At 52.0% G+C, this 24,573-nt stretch carries 16 protein-coding genes; 4 read left to right on the top strand and 12 right to left on the bottom strand.

The window, feature by feature from the left end; genetic code table 11:
- Positions 1-3,057 (bottom strand): hypothetical protein, encoded by a 3,057-nt coding sequence (locus ACN0YN_RS12300; protein WP_417385303.1) that lies wholly within the window; start codon positions 3,055-3,057, stop codon positions 1-3.
- Positions 3,058-3,297: 240 nt separating this feature from the next.
- The gene (locus ACN0YN_RS12305) at positions 3,298-4,650 is read right to left on the bottom strand and encodes a hypothetical protein (protein ID WP_417385304.1); all 1,353 of its coding nucleotides are present in this window, start codon (positions 4,648-4,650) and stop codon (positions 3,298-3,300) included.
- 464 nt (positions 4,651-5,114) lie between these two features.
- Between ACN0YN_RS12305 and ACN0YN_RS12310 the strand changes: the two genes are divergently transcribed.
- On the top strand, positions 5,115-7,424 hold the full coding sequence (locus ACN0YN_RS12310; protein ID WP_417385305.1) for an efflux RND transporter permease subunit: 2,310 nt from the start codon (positions 5,115-5,117) through the stop codon (positions 7,422-7,424).
- Here ACN0YN_RS12310 and ACN0YN_RS12315 read toward each other — a convergent pair.
- The 4 genes from ACN0YN_RS12315 to ACN0YN_RS12330 all read right to left on the bottom strand — a co-directional run bounded on the left by ACN0YN_RS12315 (position 7,413) and on the right by ACN0YN_RS12330 (position 11,776).
- Positions 7,413-8,534: a citrate/2-methylcitrate synthase gene (locus tag ACN0YN_RS12315; protein ID WP_417385306.1), complete on the bottom strand. Its 1,122-nt coding sequence runs from the start codon at positions 8,532-8,534 to the stop codon at positions 7,413-7,415. The two genes, ACN0YN_RS12310 and ACN0YN_RS12315, sit on opposite strands and share 12 nt — an antisense overlap.
- A gap of 188 nt (positions 8,535-8,722) precedes the next feature.
- Positions 8,723-9,679, bottom strand: a complete 957-nt coding sequence (gene hemC, locus ACN0YN_RS12320) for a hydroxymethylbilane synthase (protein WP_417385307.1) — start codon at positions 9,677-9,679, stop codon at positions 8,723-8,725.
- An 81-nt stretch (positions 9,680-9,760) separates the two neighbouring features.
- On the bottom strand, positions 9,761-10,945 hold the full coding sequence (locus ACN0YN_RS12325) for a DUF502 domain-containing protein (protein WP_417385308.1): 1,185 nt from the start codon (positions 10,943-10,945) through the stop codon (positions 9,761-9,763).
- A gap of 72 nt (positions 10,946-11,017) precedes the next feature.
- Positions 11,018-11,776 carry a ComF family protein gene (locus ACN0YN_RS12330; protein ID WP_417385309.1) on the bottom strand — a complete coding sequence of 253 codons (759 nt, stop codon included), beginning with the start codon at positions 11,774-11,776 and terminating at the stop codon, positions 11,018-11,020.
- Positions 11,777-12,008: 232 nt separating this feature from the next.
- Here ACN0YN_RS12330 and hpnE point away from each other — a divergent pair, with 232 nt between their 5' ends.
- The gene (hpnE, locus tag ACN0YN_RS12335) at positions 12,009-13,466 is read left to right on the top strand and encodes a hydroxysqualene dehydroxylase HpnE (protein ID WP_417385310.1); all 1,458 of its coding nucleotides are present in this window, start codon (positions 12,009-12,011) and stop codon (positions 13,464-13,466) included.
- A 10-nt stretch (positions 13,467-13,476) separates the two neighbouring features.
- Positions 13,477-14,535: a potassium channel family protein gene (locus ACN0YN_RS12340; RefSeq protein ID WP_417385311.1), complete on the top strand. Its 1,059-nt coding sequence runs from the start codon at positions 13,477-13,479 to the stop codon at positions 14,533-14,535.
- A 1,091-nt stretch (positions 14,536-15,626) separates the two neighbouring features.
- Here the strand turns inward: ACN0YN_RS12340 and ACN0YN_RS12345 are convergent.
- The 6 genes from ACN0YN_RS12345 to ACN0YN_RS12370 form a co-directional block, all read right to left on the bottom strand.
- Positions 15,627-17,252 (bottom strand): response regulator, encoded by a 1,626-nt coding sequence (locus tag ACN0YN_RS12345; RefSeq protein ID WP_417385312.1) that lies wholly within the window; start codon positions 17,250-17,252, stop codon positions 15,627-15,629.
- A gap of 321 nt (positions 17,253-17,573) precedes the next feature.
- Positions 17,574-18,482: a leucine-rich repeat domain-containing protein gene (locus tag ACN0YN_RS12350; protein WP_417385313.1), complete on the bottom strand. Its 909-nt coding sequence runs from the start codon at positions 18,480-18,482 to the stop codon at positions 17,574-17,576.
- Positions 18,483-18,498: 16 nt separating this feature from the next.
- Positions 18,499-19,272 carry an SDR family NAD(P)-dependent oxidoreductase gene (locus tag ACN0YN_RS12355; RefSeq protein ID WP_417385314.1) on the bottom strand — a complete coding sequence of 258 codons (774 nt, stop codon included), beginning with the start codon at positions 19,270-19,272 and terminating at the stop codon, positions 18,499-18,501.
- Between the two features lie 25 nt (positions 19,273-19,297).
- The gene (nadB, locus tag ACN0YN_RS12360) at positions 19,298-20,917 is read right to left on the bottom strand and encodes an L-aspartate oxidase (protein WP_417385315.1); all 1,620 of its coding nucleotides are present in this window, start codon (positions 20,915-20,917) and stop codon (positions 19,298-19,300) included.
- 68 nt (positions 20,918-20,985) lie between these two features.
- Positions 20,986-21,783 (bottom strand): SDR family oxidoreductase, encoded by a 798-nt coding sequence (locus ACN0YN_RS12365; RefSeq protein ID WP_417385316.1) that lies wholly within the window; start codon positions 21,781-21,783, stop codon positions 20,986-20,988.
- Between the two features lie 77 nt (positions 21,784-21,860).
- Complete coding sequence (locus tag ACN0YN_RS12370; protein WP_417385317.1) at positions 21,861-22,709, bottom strand: menaquinone biosynthesis family protein; 849 nt, start codon at positions 22,707-22,709, stop codon at positions 21,861-21,863.
- Positions 22,710-23,120: 411 nt separating this feature from the next.
- Here ACN0YN_RS12370 and ACN0YN_RS12375 point away from each other — a divergent pair, with 411 nt between their 5' ends.
- Entirely contained in the window at positions 23,121-24,548 is a 1,428-nt protein-coding gene (locus ACN0YN_RS12375) for a tetratricopeptide repeat protein (RefSeq protein ID WP_417385318.1), read from the top strand.
- The last annotated feature ends 25 nt before the right edge of the window (positions 24,549-24,573 follow it).

Raw genomic sequence — 24,573 nt, forward strand, 5'->3', positions numbered from 1 at the left:
CTATTGTGAAGCAGTGTTACCTAAAATTGAAGATAAGTCAGCAGGCCCGCCACCAAAGTTTCCGAACCGAGGCATAATGGTTAAGCCAATACCGGCATTTCCAGTGCTCTGGTTATATGACATTCCCAGACTCGTGATAAAATCGGCGCCTGTCCGAGTGAGTGAGAGTATCTGTCCGCGATTGACATTCTCTCCCAGGTCATAAGCAGTGCTGACGCCGGCACTCCACTTCTGACTCATCACATAGTTCAGGCCGGCTGAGAGAATCTTACTGTCCAGGCTTCCGCCCCCTTTAATCTGCTGCAATGCCACATTCACTGACATGCGATTCGTGCGTTGACTTGTAATCGAGACGTCCCAGAGCTGTTGTGCACCGTCGAAGACATCATAGTAAGCATTGGCTGCCAATGTTGTACGATCTCCGAGGAACCATTGATAATGCCCACCCAGCAGGCCGAAGTCTTCGCCAAAGTTGTCTCGATTTGGATTCGGGAAATAGGATGCCTCCAGATCCAGAGACATCCAGTCTTTGATCCGCATCTGGTCCGGTGGTCCGGTTTTCGTCTGCAGTCGATGCCGCCACGCCATACGAAGCACCTGCTGGTCGTCAACAAGTTCATAATAAGGATCGGTCACACCGCGGCCGGCTCCTGTACGGACGGCATAAAAGCGTGGATCAAACTGAGGAGGCAGGGTTCCTCCAAAGGTATTAATCACCAGACGCTCGCGGAACATCTCCTGGGCGTTGTCGTCAAATTCGTTGTATTGTGCGATTCCTGACAGGTTTTCACTGGCGTCGCTGAAAGAGTAATCGGCTTCCAGCACCATCTTATGTGCCAGTCCGTTCAAATTGAAATAAGGATTGTAGACGTTCGGGTAGATCCGCTCCGCCATAATACTGCTGCGCAGACCGGCTGAACCGTAGAGGCGGTCGATCTGCTGTTGTTGCAGACCCTGTTCCCAGTAAGCCGCTTCACCCATCACATACGGTGTCAGAATAAACGGACCCAGGTTGAAGGGGGCTTCGAGCTGATTGCGGGTCATTGCCACCAGTCCCTGTGAATCGGCAATAAAGGGCAGGGGAGTGAAAACATCCTGTTGCGGATTGTAAGGTGCAGAACCCGGTTTCAGTTTTCCATAACCTACTGAAGTATGCGAAGTCCAGTTCACCAGATTTCCAAACAGGGGTTCGCCCAGCAGGAACAGATCCGCTTTAGGCAGCCAGTCTGTTGTGTTTTCGTATCCGTTCAGCTTTGTTCTGCCGATGACCGACCAGGACCAGTTATCCTGCTGCTGTTTGAGGTGTAACAGTGTTTCCACATCTTTTCGGTTATTGAAATCAGATTGAAAATATTCCTGCTGGAAGTTTCTGTCTGAGAACAGACCAGCTTCGCTGGATAACGTCATACCAAAAGGAGAGGTCTGTCGGTGCTGATGATTCAGGTAAAAACGATCCTTGGTTGACGGGACAAGGTCGCGTCGGTCTGCCCCGAGGTTGTCCGTGCCACTGTCGTGAATGTAGAACGCTTCTGCATTACCACTGAAGATATTGTCAAAGCCAAACAGGTTTGCTCCCTGGTAATTGCCGGCCTGTCCGAGTCCGATGCCGCGATACGAATAGTAATCGACCTGGCCTTCCCATTTTGTACCTGCGGGTCGTTCCAGCCCCAGCAGCTTGAACATGTCCCATTCCGTTTCAACCTGGAAACCAAAGATGCGGTCATTCCCAAACCGCAATCCAGTGATCGGAAAATAAATGTCTTCCGCCGGACTGGTAACATACGGCAGATAGAACAGTGGTATGTTACCCACTTCAAAAGTATTGTTGGAACTGGTCAACCAGGCACGTTTGTAGGGCAGAGGTTGTCCGGTAATCGGATCGAGTTCGTTAGAGCCTGATCCCAGCCAGGGAGTCGTGTATCGGTCTTCGATAAAGACGTCCGAAGATTGAATTTTGTAGCCTGGTTTTCCGAACTGGCTACCTGTGGCCCAGGCATTCTGTGCGAGGTATGCCCCTTTTGAGAGCTGACGAATCTGGCTGGCCCGGACCCTGACATCTTCACCCAGTTCGGGGAGTTGGGTTTTCAGTTCCGCGTCGAGCATGACTCCGCGTTCTTCCCGGGCATCGTAAAATGCGCGGTTCGCTTTCAGGAAGTAAGTGCCCTGACGTATTTCGATGTTCCCTTCGAGATAGATTTCAAAAGGTGTTTCTTTAGACTGTCTGATTTCGGAGTTAAAGTTCTCTGTATTGCGTCCGTCTGTCCAGATGATGATACGGTCGGCTGACATGTCCATCATTTCCAGACCTTCAACCCCATCAATTAACAGATTCACTCCGCCGGTAATCACCCAGATCTGTTCCGGGGGGACGGTATGAGTGGAAGGGAAGCTCTGGACATTGTAAGGGACGGCGCTGCGCGGGAAGAGTCGAATCCTGCGGAAGTCGGTGATGACTTCCTGTTCCGGAATCGGACTCAGTTCGGGACCTTCCAGGGGCGGTTTCTCAACGATGAACTGGGCACGTTTCAGCTGATGATCGTGCGGAATTCCACGTCGTTCGATGGCGCGATTCAAGACTTGATCATCAGGAGCCATTGTAGTCTGAGAGGGGCGTCTGAAGTTCTGTTTCAGACCGTTTTGGGTTACCAGGTTAACCAGCAGGCTGTTTTCCGTTTTGGACTCACCGGGCAGATCAACGCGAACTTCGCCTTCCATGTAAACCGAGATCCGATCGGTCTGACGCGTTTTTCGATGCCAGATCACCATCTGCCTGGATCGCAGGGTTGCATCACCCTGTTTGATACGGCAGTCTCCTTTCAGAATGGAGACGCTGACAAAGTCTTCTTCCCACTGTTGCGAGTATTCTGCAGAGATGGCAATCGGTTCTTTTTCCGAAGGCTCGTATTCCGGTTCTTCATAGGATGCTTTAGGAGCGCCGAAGAAACTGGTTTGAGCAGGCGCAACCGTCACCGGTCCGCCAAGTAATGTTAAGAAAACAATTACCTGCCAGATGCGATGCGAAACATACCGGGGTACGGAATTGATCTCGCCCGACACGGGCACTCCTGAAGTGATAACCGGGTAGGTCAATCTTCTGATGAAGGGGAATGGTAGGGAATGGAATACGCTCTGCTACTTAAGGCTCAGTTAACAGAGTGTTACGAATTGAGGTCAGTTGACTTAACTCCGTCCACTGGACCGGGATAAATGGGCGCGGATTATAGGTCGATTTCTGAAAGAGTGTCAATAACAATCGCTGCTACGAAACGGCTCAGTAAACTGTTATAAACTATTGTTTTATAAAGGTTTGTGGTTTTCGTGTTCGGTTGTCTCAGCTGGTTTTCGGAATTTCAGAAATTCAGCAGATTTTGACCAGCCATAAACGCTCAATAAGGCTATCGCCGGGACCAGTGGTGCCCGCATTCTCATGTTGGTCCAATAGAATAAATGGACCACCGTGAAGCTGGCAATCAGCCAGATTAATGGCCCCCAGGATGGCTCTCTCTTCCAGATTAACAGCAGACAACCCCCCAAAGCACCAAGCAGTATCAGGAAATAGTAGCCAGTGATTCCCCAGTTAATCAGAGGTCTCGACTCAACCAGCGGGCTGAAATTCCAGAAGCGTCTCAATCTGAGCAGGCAGGACTGTACAAACAGCGAGGGTTGCGCTGCGATATTGGCCTTCGCCCGTTGATACATCCACTGATCGCGTTCCTGTTCCGTCTTCCGGGGAGGAACTGCAGTCTCAAGATCACGTTCCAGACTTTTCTGCCAGGCATCCAGACTCTCACCTGACCAGACCGCTCCCCAGGGTTGTTGAACGACTTCCTGATAGAACACCGGATTATTTCCCAGCAGCAATGTGTATCCGCCATGAGTGGTTGTCAGAATGGGGGCGTGAAACACCACCAGATTCCGTATCAGCCACGGCGAAACCGCAATCAGAATTCCCGCTGACAGAAAAGTCAATTGACGCCATGCAGAACCGGCAGACTGTGTTTTCAGGAATCGCTGGAACGCCGCAGCACTAAGGCGAGTGAGGAACCAGAGTCCCAGAAATGCGAGATAAGTCGGTCGGCACAGAATCGCCAGCCCCCAGACCAGTCCGGTCGTGAATGTGAAAGCCCCCTTGTTTGTGAGTTCTGGTTGCGTCGATTTCTCTGTTAGCTGGCACACCAGCATGTAGAGTAACAGACTGGTGAGAAACGCAGATAAGACTTCTGTCATCGAGTAAGAGGTATATTGCAGCAATACTGGATCGGTCGCCACAATCACCGCTGCAACCAGCGCTCCGACAGGCATTCGTAATTGCAGACCTGTTTTCCAGGTGAACCAGACGGTGAGCACACCCAGTTGTACCTGCAGCAGACCGACACCCAGAGCCCCCGCTTTCACATAATAGAGCGCTGCCAGCAGACAGGGATATAACGGCGGTCGAAAAGCCGTCGGCTCTAACTCTTGTCCTTCTTCAGGCCGACTCGACGTGAAGCCATTTCCCGCAGCCAGATTCCGGGCGATTGCGATGTACGCGTCCCGGTCTTCCTGTAACTGATCGCTCTGTAGAACCACCACCGCCAGACGCAGAACGCCTGCCAGAAGCAGAATCAGCAGCAAAGCGGTTGTTAAGAATCCGGGTTTTGTCACAGACATCAATCCAAAGAGGCGTCAACAGCGGTTCCAGAGCTGACCCCGCTTGATTTTTACGATTGCCTGAGTTGGCACATTTGATTCCCAAGACTTGACTGATAAGGCAGTTAACCCGGGGAGAGACTGCATCAAGTATGCAGGTCTTACATGTCAGAAACAAGGGGACTCTCCCGGCCTGACAGGGGGTTTTATGAGATTTCTACCGACTGTAGGGACTGAGCATGAATACTGCGCGGAATGATCCAGATATCTGGAAATATCGATGCTGATGGTTCTGAAGTATTCAGGTTGGAAAAAATCAACACGTTGCAAAAAAGGTTCACTTTATAATGAAATCGTGGTTTCTGTGAGCTATAGTTCGACAAGAGTAGATGGGTTGCGTGTGCATTGGAAGTATTCCTGTTACATAGCAATGGGCCGAATTTTTATCGTATTGCCTGGCAGGCAACAGGAAATGGTTTCACCTTATGAGTCGTCAACCACAGAGCTGGCTGGAATCATGGGTGAACCTGCTCTTTAAACTCCGCTGGGTCCTGCTGATCGTGTTTCTGGTCCTGACAGGATTCTCTTATTTTCCGGCTTCCAGGCTCGCCTTCGAACAGTCAATCGAATCGCTGTATGCCAAAGATGACCAGCATCTGCTCGATTATCTGGAAAGCAAAAAGCTGTTTGGTGGCGATGAATTTGTCTTCGTTGCCTACACCGTGCCTGGTCTGCTGGAGCAGAAAGAGGGCAAAGACAAAGCGGAAGATCAACATTCGCCATTGGAAGAAGTTCGCAGCTTCTCAAAGGAACTGAGTAAAATTCCGGGCATCAATGCAGATGTCAGTCAGAATCTGGCTGATGCACTTTCCCCACCGAAGCTCAATTTTTTTCTGCAGGTTTTACTCCGCAGGAAACGGGATGAACTGATTGAACTCTCGCGCGGCGTGCTGATTGGTGATGATAATGAAACGACCGCCATTGTTCTCCGCCTGCTTCCTGAAGACAAATCTCCTGTTCCGCGCAGTGAAACGTTCAGACAGATTCGCGAGCTTGCACATGCTCACACTCCGCGTGCCTTTGTTGTAGGCGAGCCGGTGCAGGTCTACGACATGTTCCGCTATGTGGAAGAAGACGGCGACGTGTTGTTTAAAGTTTCCCTCAGTCTGCTCGCTGTCGTACTGCTCATTTTGTTTCGACGGTTGCGCTGGGTTTTCCTGCCGCTGCTGGTTGTGATCTGTTCGATCTGGTGGACGGAAGCTTTACTCGTCGTCGGAAATTTACAGTTGAGCATGGTCAGCTCCATGCTCAATTCCCTGGTAACCATCATTGGGATCGCCACCGTCGCACATGTCGCCGTTCATTTTCAGGCACTGCAGCGCGAAAATGTTTCCCGACCGGCTGCCATCAAACAGACGATGGTCGAACTGTTACCCGCGATCTTCTGGACCTGCGCGACTACCGCAGCCGGCTTCCTGTCACTGCTCACCAGTGAAATCGCTCCGGTTCGCAGTTTCGGCATCATGATGGCTCTGGGAACCCTGATGGTGCTGATCGCATCTACGGTTCTATTGCCGGGCGGCATGTCACTCGGTTACTTGAAGGCACCGGCAAAACATTCATCGGAAAAAGGTCTGGCGCGTTATCTTAAACAGGTCTCGCAGATGAATGAACGTTATCCCAAACGTATTCTCTGGGCTACACTGTTCTTCGTTCTGTTCGCTTCAGCTGGATTCACTCGGTTAACGATTGAGACCGATTTCAGTAAAAACTTTCGCGACTCCAGTGATATTGTCAAAGCGCTCGATTTCGTCGAGACCCGTCTGGGTGGCGCGTCTACCTGGGAAGTGAATTTCCCGGCTCCGCCGCAGTTGACTGAAGAATATCTGGAGCGTGTCCGCGCACTCAGCGAAGACCTGCGCAAAGTCAATCCCCCCGATAAAACACAGCTGACAAAAGTCATCTCCATCACCGATACACTCGATTTTGTACCGAAAAAACCGTTTGCCTCGGACCCTGTTCAATCCAAACTGGAAATGATTCAGGATCTGCAGTCCGATTTTGAGAGCAGTATGTATAACTCCGAAATCGGCCGGATGCGTATCATTTTACGTGCGCTCGAACGTCAGTCCGCTGAAGAAAAGCTTTCGCTGATTCACAAAGTCGATTCCCTGGCGAAAAAGCATTTCCCCGGTGCGAAAACAAAACAGACCGATGATAAAACGGAAGCCGTTCATAAAGAACCGGGTAAGGCGGCCGGTATTTTTATTCTACTGGCCTATCTCATCGACAGTCTGCTCAAAGACCAGCTCAACAGTTTCCTGCTGGCAGCCACCAGTATCTGGCTGATCATGTCGCTTGCTTTTCGCAGTCTGAAGCTGGGTATGATTGCGATGGTTCCCAACCTGTTTCCGATTGTTGTCGTCATCGGGGCGATGGGCTGGAGTGGACTCACATTGAATATTGGGACTGCTATGATTGCCAGTGTCTCCATGGGGCTTACCACGGATTCCAGCATTCACTTTATCTCCAGCTTCTTAAGGGAACGATCTCACGGTGCCACGACCGTGGAAGCGCTCCGCACAACGCAACACAGTGTCGGTCGAGCCATTATTTATGCCACCTGTGCTCTGGTTGCCGGCTTCAGTGTACTGACACTTTCGCACTTCATTCCACTGATCTATTTCGGAGCACTGGTCAGTGTCGCCATGATTGGTGGCATGTTCGGCGATCTCGTCCTGATGCCGATTCTGTTGAACCTGTTTTATAAAGACAAAGTCGAATCAGCTGCGTAACGGAAGTGGCTTGTATTTGCGCTGGTCCATACCCACATAGCGGGAGAGCGGCTGATAGAGGTGATTATTCTCACTCTGCTCCACAATATGTGCCACCCAGCCAACAAGCCGTGAAACAGTGAAGATCGGCGTGAACAGTTCCGGTTCAAATCCCAGATAATGGAGCAGCCGACTGGCATACCATTCCACCCGGGGATGGACCCGCTGAATTTTTCCCATGATCTCTTCGATTGTGTCGGCAGCGTTTTCCATCTCGTTCTGGCCCTGGGCGTCTGCCAGCTGAACACAAAAGGATTTCAGAACTGCAGAACGGGGATCGCGGGGTTTATGATGCGAGTTCTCAAATCCCAGAACACGCCGCCCCTTGGTGATTTCCTGACAGACCCATTCCTCGACATTACCCGAGTGAATCGCTTCCTGCAGCACATCCAGCACGCCGGTTCCCGAACTGCAATGCAACTGGCCATTAATCGAGCCGATGGCAGAGCAGACTGCGGAGTACAGCGGACTCCCCGTGGAAGCCACGACACGCGCAGCAAAAGTAGACGGGGACAATCCATAGTCGGCGTAAATAATCAGGGCTGCATTAAACGCTTCTTCTTCGAGTTGAGAGGGTTCATCCCCTTTCAGCATATACCAGAAGCTGCCCGCGTAGGAGTGGTGAAAGTTCGGTTCGATCAGACGGTTGCCGCGAACCTGGTGGTAACGATACGAAATCAGTTGAGGCAGCATCGCCAGCAGGTACTGTGCATTGGAGACTTCTGACTGGAAGACACCATATTCCATTTGCGGATCAAAGTGCGCCAGCAGACTTACGCCACTGCGAATCACTTCCATCATGTCGATATGCGGGGGAATTGCCTGAACCGCCGCCATGACAGGCTGAGGCAGAGAACCGGTTTCGATCAGCAGAGTCTGAAAATCAGCCAGTTGTTCATGGCTGGGTAATTCACCGTGCAGCAGCAGGTAAGCAACTTCGATGAAAGCCGCTCCCCGCGCCAGTTCATCAATCGAGTAACCCCGATAGGTGAGTCCTTCCTTGATCTGAGAGATCTCAGTTTCGGTAGCTACAATCCCGGACAGGCCGGGGCGATAAGGGTGACGTTCCATGTCTCGATCCTTCCGCACTTCCTGATTACGTTTTAGAGAGGCAGTCCATTTCTGGATCAGAGTATAACTCATCTGCCCCGCAGAATCGACATATGATACACCGCGTTTTATCTAAGAATAGGGAAATTATTTACAGGTCTTATTTCAGGCTTGACGGCACTTCGATCAGTGAACCTCTGGCAGGGAATTCAGGGTTCTTCTGTTCCTGTAATTAAACGACCTGCCCCATCTGCCAGCAGTGCTTTAGCGACTTTCACGCCGATTTCTTTTGCTTCAGAAAAGGAACCAGTGACCGAAGCACAAATCCGTTCCTGTCCATCTACACTCAACACAACGGCTTCCAGGGTCAACTGGTCATCTGCAGTCTGAGACAGACTTCCAATGGGTGCGTGGCAGCCGGCCCTCAGGTGAGCCAGCAGGCTCCGCTCTGCCGTGGTGGCCGCCTGCGTGGAAGGATCGGACAAACCCGCCAGCAAGGCAGCGGTTTCTTCATCGTCCGCCCGGCATTCAATTCCCAATGCGCCCTGTCCCACTGCGGGATAAACTTCCGGTGGCTGCAGCAACAGAGATGTTCTCTGTGCGAGCAGTTCCAGTCGTACCATCCCGGCTTCTGCCAGGCAGAGGGCATCGTAGTCTCCCGCATCCAGTTTCTTCAGACGGGTTTCTACATTGCCGCGTACTTCCAGCATCTGCAGATCGTTCCGCTGATGCAGCAGTTGTGCCCGTCTCCGCAGGCTGCCGGTACCGATTCTTGCATCAGCAGGCAGGTCAGCAATACTCTCCACAGCTTCCGATCCCTGGGGGAAAATCAGCACATCGTATAGTGGCCCTCGTTCAGGAATGCCCGCCAGTTGTAAGCCGGGTGCCTGTTCTGTGGGGAGATCCTTCAGACTGTGAACGGCGAGATCGGCACGACCATCCAGTACTGCTTTCTGGACTTCGCGGGTGAACACGCCCAGTCCGCCAAACTGCGAGAGTGGGGACGTCAGATCGCGGTCCCCTTCCGAAGTGATGTGCACGATTTCAATCGGACGTTCACTGGTCTGCTTTTTCAGCAAATCTGAAACATAGTAGGCCTGCCACAACGCCAGATTGCTGGCGCGGGTCGCAATCCGCAAAGGACGTTCTTCAGACGTCTGGTTCATCACTCCACTTTCCACTTCTACTCTAAATGTCTTACGATCGACGGTTCAGTCGTCCTGCCGGTAGTGAACCAGCGGCTCAGGCTACTTCGAATCCTCGGGTGGCTGGTTTGGGGACTCGGGCTCCGAACCATTTGAATCAGTCGGCTCGTCTGTTGTTGTATGTTGGCTTTCAATTGTTGATGTCTGTGTGGTCGGAATCGGAGGGGCAATCTGGACTTTAAAACCAGCCAGCTTGCGGTCTCCCAGCAGTCGCTTTCCTAATTCTTCCCGCAGCAGTTCATCGGTGACCCGCTGTTGAGGAGGGACCAGAACGCCACAAGACAGACAGAACTGAAACGCCTGGTCGACGGTGAGATTCAAATCGACGATTTCACTTTTAGGCACGCTCATTGTATAGCCAGTCACCGGCATCGGGGAGGTCGGTACCAGGATTGCCACCAGAGGCTCTCCCGCGGTGACCGTCATCTCCAGCATACTGTCTCCGGTAACAAACCCCAGTGACCAGATACCGCGCCGGGGATATTCAATCGCGACAACCCGGCTGTAATCCACGGTTCGTTCACTGAAGAAAAAGTCGGTCACCTGTTTGACTGAGGAATAGACGTTGCTCACTACAGGGAGTCTCGCCAGTACATTCTGTTCAAACTTGAATACCATCCAGGCCCCGATCCGTGCGGTCACGAAACGTCCCAGAAAATAAAGAGCGACTACTGTCAAAGCAACGGCGACGGCGCTCAGGTGAAACAGACTTTTGAACCAGCGGGTCGTTGCCAGCTCCATATACAGGCCCATCGCTGTGGTCGGCATGTCAGAAGCACGAATCCGCTTGGCTACTTCCCGGTAATCGACATACGGAACGGCCCGATCTCCGAACGGAACCCAGGCGTAGGGGATAATTTTATTACGGCTGACTCCGCGAGGACCAGCTGACTGCTCAATCCCATCAATCTTGTCCAGATCGGCTTTGCCAATCAGGTAGTCTTTACGACAGTATTCCAGCGGAGGCAGGTTTTCGAGTTCCACGAACTGATCACGGGGACGGGAATCGTCTGTGAAGTAGGCAATACAGTATCTCACCGTGGTAGTAGTCGGCGTAATAATGTAGTCGTTCACAATCCCGGCGACCCAGATCACGATCACCAGAGTCAGAATCGGAGGCAGACTGATGGCCAGCCCGCGCAGGAAAAATCGATGGTTTCGACCAATCTTCTTTTTCACCGGCTTCTGAGCGGTCTCTTTATCAGGAGGAGTGGTACTCGCATCCATCGAGGTACTTACCTTGTCTGTTGTATCCACGCTGACAGCAACCGTCGTGTGTGGAGATTTGAAGTTCTAAAGTCATATACGCGGCGCTCTGGCTATGACTGCAACGTAAATTTCGCTGGCACCTGCCTGCAGAAGGGCACGTGTTGCAGCGTTCGCAGTTGATCCTGTCGTCATGACATCATCAACCAGTAATATTCTTAAGTCTTTAACCCGACCGGGTCTGCGAACATGAAACGCGTCTCGCAGATTCGTTCTCCGGTTCTGAGGAGATAAACTGGTCTGTGGGGGAGTCTTCTTTCGTTTGGCGAGTATATTCCCGCTGTATTTCGCTTGCAAGCGGTGTGACAGGGCCTCTGCAATGATACTGGCCGGATTATGAGCGCGGCGCAGACGAGATGTCCAGTGCAATGGGACTGGAACAATCAGTTCAGCCCCCAGCTGTTCGAAGAATTCCTGGTTCCGAAAAAACAGCAGATTGGCCAGTCCGCCTCCCAGATACGCACCATGATTCTGCTTCAGATGCAGAATGAATTCCTGTAATGGTCCTTCATATTTCCCCAGAGCAACCGCCTTCTCAAACTGGAATTTTTCATTTCGACAATCAGTACAGCCTCCGGAAGTCTCCAGATGCGGACCGACGGGCGCGCCGCAACGCTGACAGGATCGAGAGAGAACGGGAACAATTTCTTCAATCTGTTCTCCACAATTCACGCCAGTACACACCGTTTCCTCTCCACACAGCGAACAGCGGGGCGGATACAGGAAGTTGCGTCCCGTCTGCAGCCAGCGTGTTGAGAAACGCTGCAGTCGCTCAATCCCCGGATATTTCATGATTTCGTAGAGTCACCCCTAGGATGAATTTGATTTTTCGGTATCCTCAGATACTGGATTATTTTGTTTTATTATGGCGCCTCTCGTTTTATTCTACTCGGTCAAAATGTTTCTGGAGACGCTGTCGTAAAACTAGACATAGTCTAGGTGAGCCATGTCAGGAAATACAGATCCAATGTTCAGGCCAGGCCCGTTTTCTTAAAATACCAGTTGAGTTCGTCAGGATAGTCCGTTGGGAGCCAGTCAGTCAGAAGTTGTCATCATCGGAGGCGGTCTGGCCGGCCTGGCCTGTGCAGTGACGCTGGCGGATCGCGAGGTCCCCGTCTCGCTGTTTGAGTCGCGTCCCCGGTTGGGAGGTCGCGCGAGTTCCTTCGCCGACAAACAGTCCGAACAGCTCATCGATAACTGCCAGCACGTCAGCATGGGTTGCTGTTTTGAATTCAATCGTTTCTGTGAAACCGTCGGCATTGCCGGTTTTTTTCAGCGTGCATCAGAACTCTATTTCATTGGCCCCGAGCCTGCCGGCCCCGAGTCAAAAGGCGAACAGTTCAAGGTCAATCGTTTCGCTGCCAGTCCGCTGCTGCCGGCTCCCCTGCATCTGCTCCCTGCCTTTGGCGGTCTGTCTTATCTCTCCTGGTCTGAAAAAACAGAGCTTGCCAAAGGTCTGAAACAGCTGGCACTGGAAAAAACGGATCTGGAAAACGAACCCACGATCGCCGACTGGCTCGCTGATCACGGTCAGTCGGCCAACGTCATCAATCGTTTCTGGAATGTGGTTCTCGTCAGTGCGTTAAGTGAAAGTCTCGATCGCATCAGTCTCTCACATGCCCGCAAGGTCTTCGTCGATGGCTTTCTCAGAGCCCGCGACAGCTGGCAGGTACTGATTCCCACCGTTCCCCTCGAACATTTATACGGGACCGTGATTCAGGATTTTCTCAAACAGCGGGGCGCGAAAATTTCACTGCAGACCGGCGTCGAAAAAATTCGGATCGACGGGCAGCAGGTGACCGGCATCCAGTTACGCGACGGAAGCAAAATAGACTCTCAACGGGTCGTACTCGCCGTCCCCCATCAGCGGGTCTTTGATCTCCTGCCCGCTGAATTTCCCGGCTGCGAAAGTTTAACCGGCATTCAGCAACTGGAGTCTGCCCCCATCACCAGCGTGCATCTCTGGTTCGATCGCGAGATCACCAGTCTGCCTCATGCGGTCTTCGTTGATACGCTCTCGCAGTGGATGTTCAATCGCAGTCGACTGATGCAGAATGCTTCTACCGAGACCGGCTTCTACTACCAGATCGTCATCTCCGCCAGCCATGAACTGACTGGATCTGCCCGGCAGGGGCGCACCCAGTCAGAGATTATCGGCGAAGTCGTTCGAGAACTGGCGTTGATCTGGCCGGAAGCAAACACCGCGGAACTGCTGCACAGTCGCATGGTGACCGAGCATCAGGCCGTCTTTTCCGTCAAACCCGGAGTGGAACAGCTTCGCCCCTCACAACGGACCGAAGTTGCAGGTCTGTATCTGGCAGGGGACTGGACTTCCACCGGCTGGCCTGCCACCATGGAAGGTGCCGTTCGTAGCGGAATCCAGGCAGCGGAGTTTTTACTCGCTGATCTGGGTCAACCTGAAACCATTTTATTACCCCCGGCTCAAACGAGTTTTCTATCGAAAATATTATTCAGACTGTAAACTCTCACGCATGGTTTTTCATTTCATCTCACCCTCGAATCAGACGAAACAGCAGAAGCAGTCGGTTGCGCATTTTATTCGCATCGTCAGCCTGCTGATCGGCTTTACCATTTTCGGAACGGTGGGAATACGCTGGATTGAAGGTGCCTCGTGGCTCAACAGTCTGTATATGATTGTCATCACGGCGACCACTGTCGGCTATGAAGATCCCGTTTCCCTGTCCGACAACGGGAAACTGTTTATCATTTTCTACCTCATCTTCGGTCTGGGAATATTTACGTACTCCGTCTCCCAGCTCGGTCAGTGGGTCGTTCGTCAGCAGATGAGTTCTATCCTGGAGAAACGTCGCATGCAGAAAGCAATCTCGAATCTGGACGGCCATTACATCGTGTGTGGCATCGGTCGCATGGGGGCATCCATTTGTGAATACCTCCACGAACGCGAAAAACCGTTCGTCGTCATCGACAAAGATGACGAACGCCTGCAGTTGACCTGCGAAGATAAAGGCTGGCTCTATATTCACGGCGATGCGACCGATGATTTTATCCTCCAGAGTGCCGGCATTGAAAACGCGAGATCCCTCGCCTCTGCGCTGCCCAGTGATGCCGATAATGTTTACGTGGTCCTTACCGCCCGCATGCTCAATCCGGAATTTCAGATCATTGCCCGCGCCAGTGATGACAAAGCCGGCGATAAAATCCGTCACGCCGGTGCCAACCGTGTCGTCAGTCCGTTTCGCAGCGGTGCTGTCAAAATTGCCCGTTTCATGATTCATCCTGCCGTTGAAGATTTTGTTGAAGTCGCCAGCAGACACGTTGGCGGCTTTGAAGTTGCCGACCTGCAGATCACGGAAGCCAACCCTTACTGCAGCAAAAAATTACACGAGACTGATTTCAGTACCAAAGGCATCATGATCGTCGGCATCTGTCGACCCGGCCAGCAGCCTCAGATGCCGCCACCAAGCTCATCCATCCTCAATGCCGGCGACAGTATTTTTGCGCTCGGTTCTTCTGAATCCATCAATTCGCTGATGGAAGAATTCAACGAGTACGAAGAAACACCTGCCTAACGCCCACCTCTGAAAACCGGTCACTCCCACTGACCAGATTGCACTTGACCCGCTCGCGCCACCAGCGATAAGCGTTGTTTCGGGTCGCGCGCGTGCCCAGTTTACAGTGCACTGAAACACGCGACACTTGTTCGAAATATGCACTCGATTTAAGGCCCTTTTTTCCAGATGAGCAGTTTGCAAAACAGTACCAGTTCCGCATGTATGCCTGCGGGTCGCCGCACATCGCAGCCTGTCAGCACAACCCCCGCACTGATCACCCCGGCATCGGTTCCACATCAACCGGTATCGCCACATCATTCTGAATATCCACTTGATCGCTACATGCCCCTGTATAAGATAACCCCTCGAATAGGAAACTAATCCTGCTGAAAGAATCGAATCATGCTGCATGGAATCTCGCAAAATAGAACGACCGTGTGTTGTTGTCATTTCGTTAAACAATCCGCGTGTGCTTTTGAAGAAGATAAAACTCCCCGCGTACCAGCTGTCTGCCTGGCACGTTTCAAAGCGAATTATAAAAGAAGTGTCTCAAGTCCCCGCAGATGAAAACCACGAACTGCTAAATACACATCAGGGGTGATCGCATGCCACGCATGGGGAACGGAGTAGAACATCCCGACAGGATTTACTACCACGAAAAACACGAAACCGCACGAAAGAAAAAAGAAGGGGTAGCCCCGAATGCAATTCGGGGTTGTCGCAGACAACAGGAAATTGTCAGTGAAAGCATTCGAATGATCGGAGAATTTCCGCTACAGGATTCTGTAGGGTGCGGACCCGTGTGTCCGCCCGCCTGGCGAGGTTCAATCAAGTTTTATACTCAGAACGGAACCAATAAAAACATTCGCAGCGCGACAAAGCAAAGCTCGTCTATATTGCGGGCAAACACATGGGTTTGCCCCTACGTGGGCTGATCGCTCGCACCGTCAAGTTCCTGCTCGCTGCGCTCGTACCGAATTGCATTCGGTACCACCCATTATTTTTTTCGTTCGTGGTCTTTCATGCTTTTCGTGGTAACAAAAATTGCGATACCTTGGCACGAATGGTTATTAACCACATATGAACTGCAAAGCAGGTTCGCGCGTCGATTAAGCCAGCATCTCAGATTCGCAGATATTCGCGATCATGCTGACCAGTTTTCTGCGATCAATGGGTTTGGTGAGGTGATCATTGCAGCCGACGCTGATGCATTTTTCCCGATCACCTTCCATGGCATTGGCCGTCAGAGAAATGATGGGACCAGAGTAACCCTGTTCGCGAATTTGTCGCGTTGCCCCGTATCCATCCAGAATCGGCATCTGCATATCCATCAGGATCGCATCATACAGCAATCCGATTTCCATCGCTCGCAATGCGGCATGCAGGGCAGCCTCACCATTTTCCGCCACGGTCACTTCGGCGCCCGACTTCTTCAGAATGAAGGTGATCAGTTTCTGGTTGTCAGGACCATCTTCTGCCAGGAGGACTTTTTTCCCTTTCAGAGCAAAAGCCTGTGCTTCAGGTTCGGCCGCAGAATCCAGTTTCGCTGCTCTGCGTGTCTTTTTCAGCTGAAATTCCTGCAGTAGTTCAATCCCCTCCAGATTACCGGTGCTCACCGTTGCACTGAACCGGGAACCGTGGTTCAGTTCGCTGGTCGCAGAAATATCACCACCCAGGATATCGGTCAGACGTTTGCAGATGGTCAGACCCAGTCCTGTTCCACCATATTTTCTTGTGGTTGAAGAGTCAGCTTGAGAAAACGGACGGAACAGACCAGCCATCTGAGCTTCGGTCATCCCGATTCCCTGGTCAATCACTGTAAATTGAATCTGAGGTTCTCCACCTGGATTTTCCAGAAAGGAGGTTTCCAGGCGAATTGTGCCTACTTCCGTAAATTTAATCGCGTTTCCGATCAGGTTGATCAGGATCTGTCGGATCCGGGTCGGGTCGGAATAAATCTCAGCTGGCAGCGGGAACTGATAGCCGGCTTCCAGTTTCAACCCTTTAGCTTCTGCCCGGACCTGTACCAGTTCCATCACTTCCTCCACAATCGTCTGGGGAGAACAGAGAATGGATTCGGCATCCAGTTTCCCGGCTTCGATTTTTGACAGATCGAGGATGTCGTTGATCAACTCCATCAGATGGCCGCCATTCCGCTTGATGGTATCCAGCGAATCGGTGATCAACTCTGGGAGCTGCAGCGACTTTGCTTCCAGTTCCAGAATTTCGGTATATCCCAGAATGGCCGTCATCGGAGTCCGGATCTCATGACTCATGTTTGCCAGGAAGGCACTCTTTGACTGGTTGGCAGCTTCCGCCTGTTTACGTAAGGTCTTCTGTTCTCGCAGCAGCTGCAGTGCACGAATTGCATTTCGCACGCGGGCTTTGATTTCGGAATCGGTGGCCGGCTTGGGAATATAGTCAAAAGCACCTTCTTCAAAAGCGCGGGTAATTCCTTTCCCGTCGTTTTGAGAGGTCACCATAATCACGGCAACTTCGTCGACTTTAAAGCTGGTACGCACCTCATGCAGCACCGCAAACCCGTCCAGGACCGGCATCTCCACATCCAGCAGGACCAGATCCGGTTTCAACTCATGAATTTTTTGTCGGGCTTCTTCGCCATCAGCGGCGGTATGCAACTCGTACCCATCCTGCTGGAGTGCCTTGGAGAGGATGCGCCGCACAACGTCTGAATCATCGACGATCAAAATTTTAGAGGGTTGTTTATTGCTCATGGTATTGTCTGTCTGCGCCTGACTTGACAGTTTTGAGATGAAGATGTTTATCTAGAGCGCATCACATTTAACTATAGCGTCTTTCAATCTAATATACTCGGTCCAAATGGACCTGGAGACGCTACAGTAAAACTGGACACAGTCTAAAACTAGGTCAGAGAGCGGTATTAAGTTGAGGAATAGCAGTATTTTCCCTCTTTTTTGAAATGAACGTTTCACGCGGGTTCCGATTAGGAGAGTTAAATCAGATTTCCAAGAAAGTTCAGTGCGGGAGAAGCTCCACACACGCTTTCAGGTATCTCCTGGGAACGTTAAATTCGTTCAGTCGTCAGAGATGCGTAATGCCGGAATTTCCTGTTTCAGCACGTCCACCACTTCGTCTGAAACGCCGGTATTGCTCAAGCTCAATTCCACCAGCTCGCGAGTACCAGTCAGGTATCTCACCCCGTCATCAGTGACCGCTGTGTGGTCCAGCACCAGCACCTTCAGATGCGGCAGCCGCGCCAGCATTTTCAATCCCCTGTCGGTAATCTGAGTACCGTCCAGTTGCAAGGTTTCCAGATTGCGGCATTCGGAAAGTACGGCCGCTGTGCGATCGGTGATCTGGCAGTTTGATAAATTTAATTGAGTCAGATTTTCTTTCAGGGATCCCTGAGTCAGTGTGCTCAGTTCTTCTTCCTGAAAAGTAGAATCTGCCAGCGAAAGAAATTTCAGTCCCTCGATTTGCAAGACCGTGTTCAGAGTAGAGGAATCGAACTGACAGCCTGTGAAATAGATTGTTTTCAATCGGGGAATGCGTGCCAGCGCAGCCGCACGGTTCCGGTCGATCCGGAAATCAGTAAACACCAGATATTTTAACTTATGGAAATCTGGCAAGAGTGAAAACAGCTCGTCAATCTCCTCAGGGCTGCTTTTCGGATGTCGCTTCCATTCCACATAATTCACCGAGCGCTGGTAATTAATAAAAGGCCTGGGAATAAATGCATGACCTGGAGCGGAACCATACTCAAAAAATTCGAGTTTCCCTGCATCACGCTCATTAATAAGCAGTAATTGCGCCCTCTGCTTCTGAAACGTAGAGACCAGCGATTGAAACTGAACGACCAGATAAACAGAATACCCAATCAGTGCACCGAGAATGACAGCAGCAGAAATCAGGGTGCGGCGGATGAGAATCCGTCTGTTCTTGTTTGTGATTCGAACAGACTCGGTTTCTACATCAGCACTCATTCACACCTCAACTCACTCAGCGGGCAGTCCAACCGCCATCTACGGTGACCATGCTGCCCGTCATATAACTGGAGGCATCGCTGGCAAGAAAGATTGCGGCTCCCTGGATCTCTTCCATGCGCGCCCAGCGGTTCATCGCGACCGCACCGACGATGAATTTCTTGATCTCTTCGGTCTCCGCGAACGGTTCGTTCATCGGCGTCAGAAACGGTCCCGGACAGATCGCGTTACAGGTGATTCCGTATTCACACAGTTCCAGTCCCAGTGCCCGCGTCATCTGCACCATGGCCCCTTTACTGGAAGTGTAAGGCGTGCGGTTTGACATTCCCACCAGCCCCAGTGTACTGGCCAGGTTGATGATCTTTCCGTACTGTGCCTGCTTCATGTGGGGCACGACCGAACGCACGCACAGCCAGGGGCCGGTAACATTCACATTCTGCACATCCTGAAACTCTTCCAGTGTGATTTCATCAATGGGCCCGCGAATATTGATCCCCGCGTTGTTGATCAGAATATCAATCTTGCCGAACTCCGAGATCGCCCGTTCGGTCATCGCGGCGACCTGCTCGGGATCGGTCACGTCGGCGGCCATCCCGATTACTTTGTTCCCATAATCGGATTGAATCTGCGCTGCTGTCGCTTCGACTTCACCCTGGTTACGACTGGTGAGCAGTAAATCCGCCCCTGCCGAAGCCAGGCCTTCTGCCATCGCTGAACCCAGCCCCTTGGAACCTCCGGTAATAATGGCAACACGACCAGTTAAATCGAACAGTTTGATTCCAGGCAGCATGGATCATCCTTCCTCAGTCAGTGGTTCAACGGGTTGAAATAACGGAAATATGTTTCTGAAACGCGGGATCGGTCTCGGGATAATCACTGCGATAATGCACGCCTCGACTTTCACGGCGTTCAATCGCAGACCTGATCATCAACTGAGCGACCAGCAGCATGTTCTGCAGTTCCCAGCCGGTCAACGTTTTGAATTCACGATCGATTACATACCGATCCCAGAAATCGACTTTGTCCATCGCGTTTTTCAGGGAATCGGCACTGCGGGTGATGCCCACGTCACGCCACATCAGGCTCGCCAGTGAGTTCCGCAGGTCCTTGCTGTTTAAATCTTCGTCGGAACGTTTTTCAGCCTCCCAGTCCGGCAGCAGGGAAGCGGAATACTGGTCCGGCTGGCTCAATGCCGCCTCCGATGCACCCCGTCCTGCGGCGGCGCCAAAGATCAAACCTTCCAGCAGACTGTTCGACGCCAGACGATTACTGCCGTGCAGTCCGGTGGACGTCACTTCACCAGCCGCCCACAGATTCGGCACCGAGGTCCGTGCCTGCAGGTCTGTCTTCACGCCCCCAATCATATAATGCGCACCGGGGCGGACGGGGATCTGATCTTTTGACAGGTCCAGTCCGAAGCTCGCGCAGACCTTGCTGATGTTGGGGAATCGTTCTTTCACCAGCGCTTTATCCAGATGGGTCAGATCCAGATAGACACAGGAATGACTGGTTTTCAGCATGCGATCGGTAATCGCCCGGCTCACAATGTCGCGGTGTGCCAGTTCCAGATCGGGATGATAATCGGCCATGAACCGCACGCCGTTACAGTCGCGCAGATAAGCGCCTTCGCCGCGCACCGCTTCGGAAATCAGGTAACGGGCACCGCCGGCAATGTAGAGCACCGTTGGATGGAACTGCATGAACTCCATGTCCTGCAGCAGCGCTCCCGCGCGAAACGCCAAAGCGTGTCCATCGCCGGTCGCCAGGGGGGGATTGGTCGTTTCACGAAACAGGCAGCCCGCGCCCCCGGTAGCGAGAATCACCTGCTTGGCCCAGATCAGGGTTTTGCCGTGATAGCGGTTCCAGATGATCGCACCCCGGCACTTGCCTTCTTCGGTGACCAGATCAATCGTCGGTGTTTTCGTCCAGGTCTGAATGGAAGGACGACTGTTGACCGCCAGGACCAGCGCCCGCATCAGTTCCTTCCCTGTAGCATCTCCCAAAGCATGTGCCACACGGCGATGGCTGTGCCCGCCTTCTTTGGTGAGCGCGATCTTACCATCTTCCGTATCGAAGTCGGCTCCCAGTTCCACCAGTTCCTGAATATGGCGCGGCGCTTCGCGGCACACATACTCCACCAGATCTGCGTCACACAGATCCTTGCCCGCTGCCAGCGTATCCTGGATATGATTGGTGATATTATCCAGCGGGTCGAGCACACCGGCGATGCCCCCCTGGGCATACGCGCTGTTTGATTGCGAGACTTTACCTTTGTTGACGATGATCGTTTCCAGCCGTGGATCGATCTCCAGCGCGGCCCGCGAGCCGGCAATGCCTCCGCCGATAATCAGCACATCGGTGAAGATATGAGGGATGCGTTTCGGGTTGATGCGAGCAAGGTAGCGTTGACCAGGTTCAATGGAAATCGGATCCAAGTCTCAATGCTCCTTAAGCTCATTCTGCCGAGACCGGCGGCTCCATTAGCCGCCCCGTCTCACAGCGATCAGATAGTCATGCAGGAAAATCCGCCATCAACGGCGACGTTCGTTCCCGTCACAAAACTGCCGGCCTTGCCCGCTGCCAGCAGCAGCACGGCTCCCGCCAGTTCTTCGGGATCTCCAAATCGATTGGCGGGCGTATGATTCATAATACTCGCTACCCGCTCTGGTGTCAGCACTTTTCGATTCTGTTCTGCAGGAAAGAAGCCGGGCGAAAGGGCATTCACCCGAATTCCCCGCTCCGCCCATTCCCGGGCCAGGTTCTGCGTCAGATTCAAAACCGCTGCTTTCGAAGCGGAATAAGTAAACACCCGCGACAGCGGCGTGATGGCGCTCATGGATGCGATGTTGATAATCGAACCGGCGACATTGTTGTCCAGCATCGACTGACCAAACACCTGGCAGGCCACTTTGACGCTCAACAGATTCACGCGGAAGATCGACTCCCACTCGTCATCGCTGATTTCCAGAAATGGAGTCGCCGCATTGATGCCTGCACCATTGACGAGGATGTCAGTCGTGCGTCCGTTCGCTTTCAGATGCGCGACTAACGCTTCCAGATCAGCGCGACTGGTTGAATCAGCTTTGAAGAATTCCGCAGTTCCCTGCAGATCTTCAATCATCTTCACTCGGCCGGCACCGTTCTCCGCATTACGTCCGACAATCACCACATGGGCGCCTGCCTGTGCCAGAGTATCGGCAATGGCACCCCCTAACACGCCGGTACCACCGATGACAACTGCAGTTTTGCCCGACAGGCCGAACAGGCTCTGCAGATATTCGGATGAGCTGGATTGACTCATCACATACCACCTTCTCTATATTCTTGAACCAACGGCAGCCTGAAAGAAGCAGCTTCCTTCAGGCTGTCATCGTAGTCTTAACCAATGAATTCCAGTTTGACCGGGTTGGGGATGATGCCCGCTTCGTAACCCCGCTTCAGCAGTTCCGCGACGGCTTCCCGTCCCTTTTCGCCGAAGTCCAGAGTCCAGTCGTTGACATACATGCCTACGAATTTGTCAGCGCTTCCCCGGTTCAGATCGCGGCCGTACTTGAGAGCATGGTCGAGTGCTTCGTCCCGATGTTCCAGACCATATTGGATGCTGCGTTTCAGAATGGCGGTGACTTCTTCCATCATCTCCTGACCCATGTCTTTACGAATCGCATTCGCACCAAGGGGCAGAGGCAGGCCGGTTTCTTCGTACCACCACTCGCCCAGATCGACGACCAGTTTCAATCCCTGATTGCCATAGGTCAGCTGACCTTCATGGATGATCAGGCCTGCATCGAACTTACCCTGTTCGACCAGGTTCAGAATCTCATCGAAGGGATGCTCTTCGTATTCGAAGTCATCGCCCAGCAGTAACTTGAGTGCCAGGAAGGCGGTAGTCAGTTTACCGGGGATCGCAATTTTTTTGCCCCGCAGATCGTCAATGCTCCACTCTTCGCGAGCGACGACCATCGGACCATATTTATCACCCATTGAGGCACCGCATGAGCAGATTGCGTAGGTATCAGTCAGGTAAGCATAGCCATGCAGACTGACAGCCGTCAGTTCCAGCTCGGCATTGAAGGCCCGCTGATTGAGCGATTCAATATCCTGTAACTCGTGAGTGAATCGATACTTACCAGTTTCGATCTTGTCATTCGCCAGGGCATGAAACATAAAGGCATCGTCCGGATCGGGACTGTGGCCTACCTGAATTAATACTTTTTCATCTGTCATCATGGATTACACACAATTAATGGAGTCTTGGTGAATATGGAAACAGTTGAACGCCGGCGCGAACACCAGCTTCAACAGCAGACTATATCAGCTCAAAAGCGTTGCAGAACACTATAGAGAGTTCCCCGCCACTTAGCCACCTTGCCGGGGAAACAAGTTCCAAAGCGTTTCGCAGGCACCACAAAAACGCGGTTGCCAGATACCATTGATTGAAAGCATATATTTAATTGTGTATGTTTATACAGATGTTGTGGTTTTTTATTTTATTCAGTCCTCATCGGAATGCGGCAAATACAGAGTGAATCTGCATACTCAGAAAATAAACTTGAGCCCCTCAGCGCCAGAATGTATGTTTATATACTGATCTGTGTGTCGCCTCTCATCTCTCTTCTCTTCCGCCAGGGGAACCATCCCATGAGAATGTTGCTGCTGCTCTGCTTGCTGCCTCTGATTCTGTCGCCCGAAATGCTCATGGCTCAAAAGAAAGGGGAGACGCTGCTCGTAATCACAAAGGACGCCGACCTTTCTGTGGAAGGCAAAGTCCTGAAGACCGTTCACGAAGGTTTCCATGTCGTGCTCAAAGATATCAGCGCTCCCTGGTACTGGGTGGAACACAAGGGAACCCTGGGCTGGATCAATTCGACCCAGGCCAAAACGGTTCCCGAGGCGATTGAATTCTATACCTATCAGATCAACACGAATCCCGGCAGCAGTCATTATCGGTTTCGGGGAGACGCTTATCTTCTGAAGAGTGATTACAAGGCAGCTCTGAAAGATTTAGACGAAGCCATCCGCCTGAATTCCAATTCCGCAAAAACGTTTGACTCCCGGGCGAAAGTGCACAGCAAACTGGGCAATCGCAAACAGATGTATTCCGATATCAACCGGGCAATTCAACTGGATCCCACGTCAGCCACGCGCTACAACAATCGGGGAGTCCTCTATGATGGCGATTCGAAATACAACGAAGCGATCGAGGATTACACCCAGGCCATTAAACTCAACCCGAAAAAAGCCATCTATTACAAAAACCGGGGGCTGTCTTATAAAAAGAAAGACGACTTCAAGTCAGCTATCAAAGACTTTGACAGTGCCGTCAAACTGGTTCCCACCTATTCGTCTGCGATAGCGGAGCGGGGAGACTGTCAGCTGGAACTCAAAAATTATGACGCTGCGCTGAAAGACTATCAGGCGGCTCTTAAAATCGACCCTGCTTCCACCGACGCGCTCTGGGGCATGGCTTTGTATTTTGATATCAAAGATGATCCGGAACAGGCAAATCAGTATTACGAGAAAGTCCTCAAGTTAGACCCCAAGCGTTATTTCGCCTACTATAAAATCGGTTCCAATTTTCAATCGCAGGACCAGTTTGCCAAAGCCATTCAGAACTATGATCGATCCATCGCGATCAGACCCACCTATCGCAGTGCCCATCGAAGTCGCGGCATCTGTTATCGCAAATCCGGCAATTATGAGCAGGCTCTGAAAGACTTCGACAAGGCCATCCAGATTTCACCGAAACATCCAGATGCCTACCGCAGTCGCGCGTGGCTCAAAATCACTGCCTCTGATCCGAATTATATCGACCTCCCGGGAGCCAGGCAGGATCTGGAGGCGGCGGAGAAATTCACATCCCGTGAGTCGTGGCTGCTTTATCAGTCATTCGCCGGCCTCTACGCCGCGGAGGGAGATTTCGACAAAGCCGTCGCAACCATGAAGAAAGCCATTGCCATTCAGGAAAAAAGTACGACGCTAAGTGAAGCCCCGCGTCAGCAGGCCCGCGACTATCTGGCATTGTATCAGCAGAAAAAACCGTATCGCGAGGTTCCGCAGAAACCGTAAGCATCACACGGTCTGGATGAAGACC

Source organism: Gimesia sp. (assembly GCF_048260065.1).
GTDB lineage: Bacteria > Planctomycetota > Planctomycetia > Planctomycetales > Planctomycetaceae > Gimesia.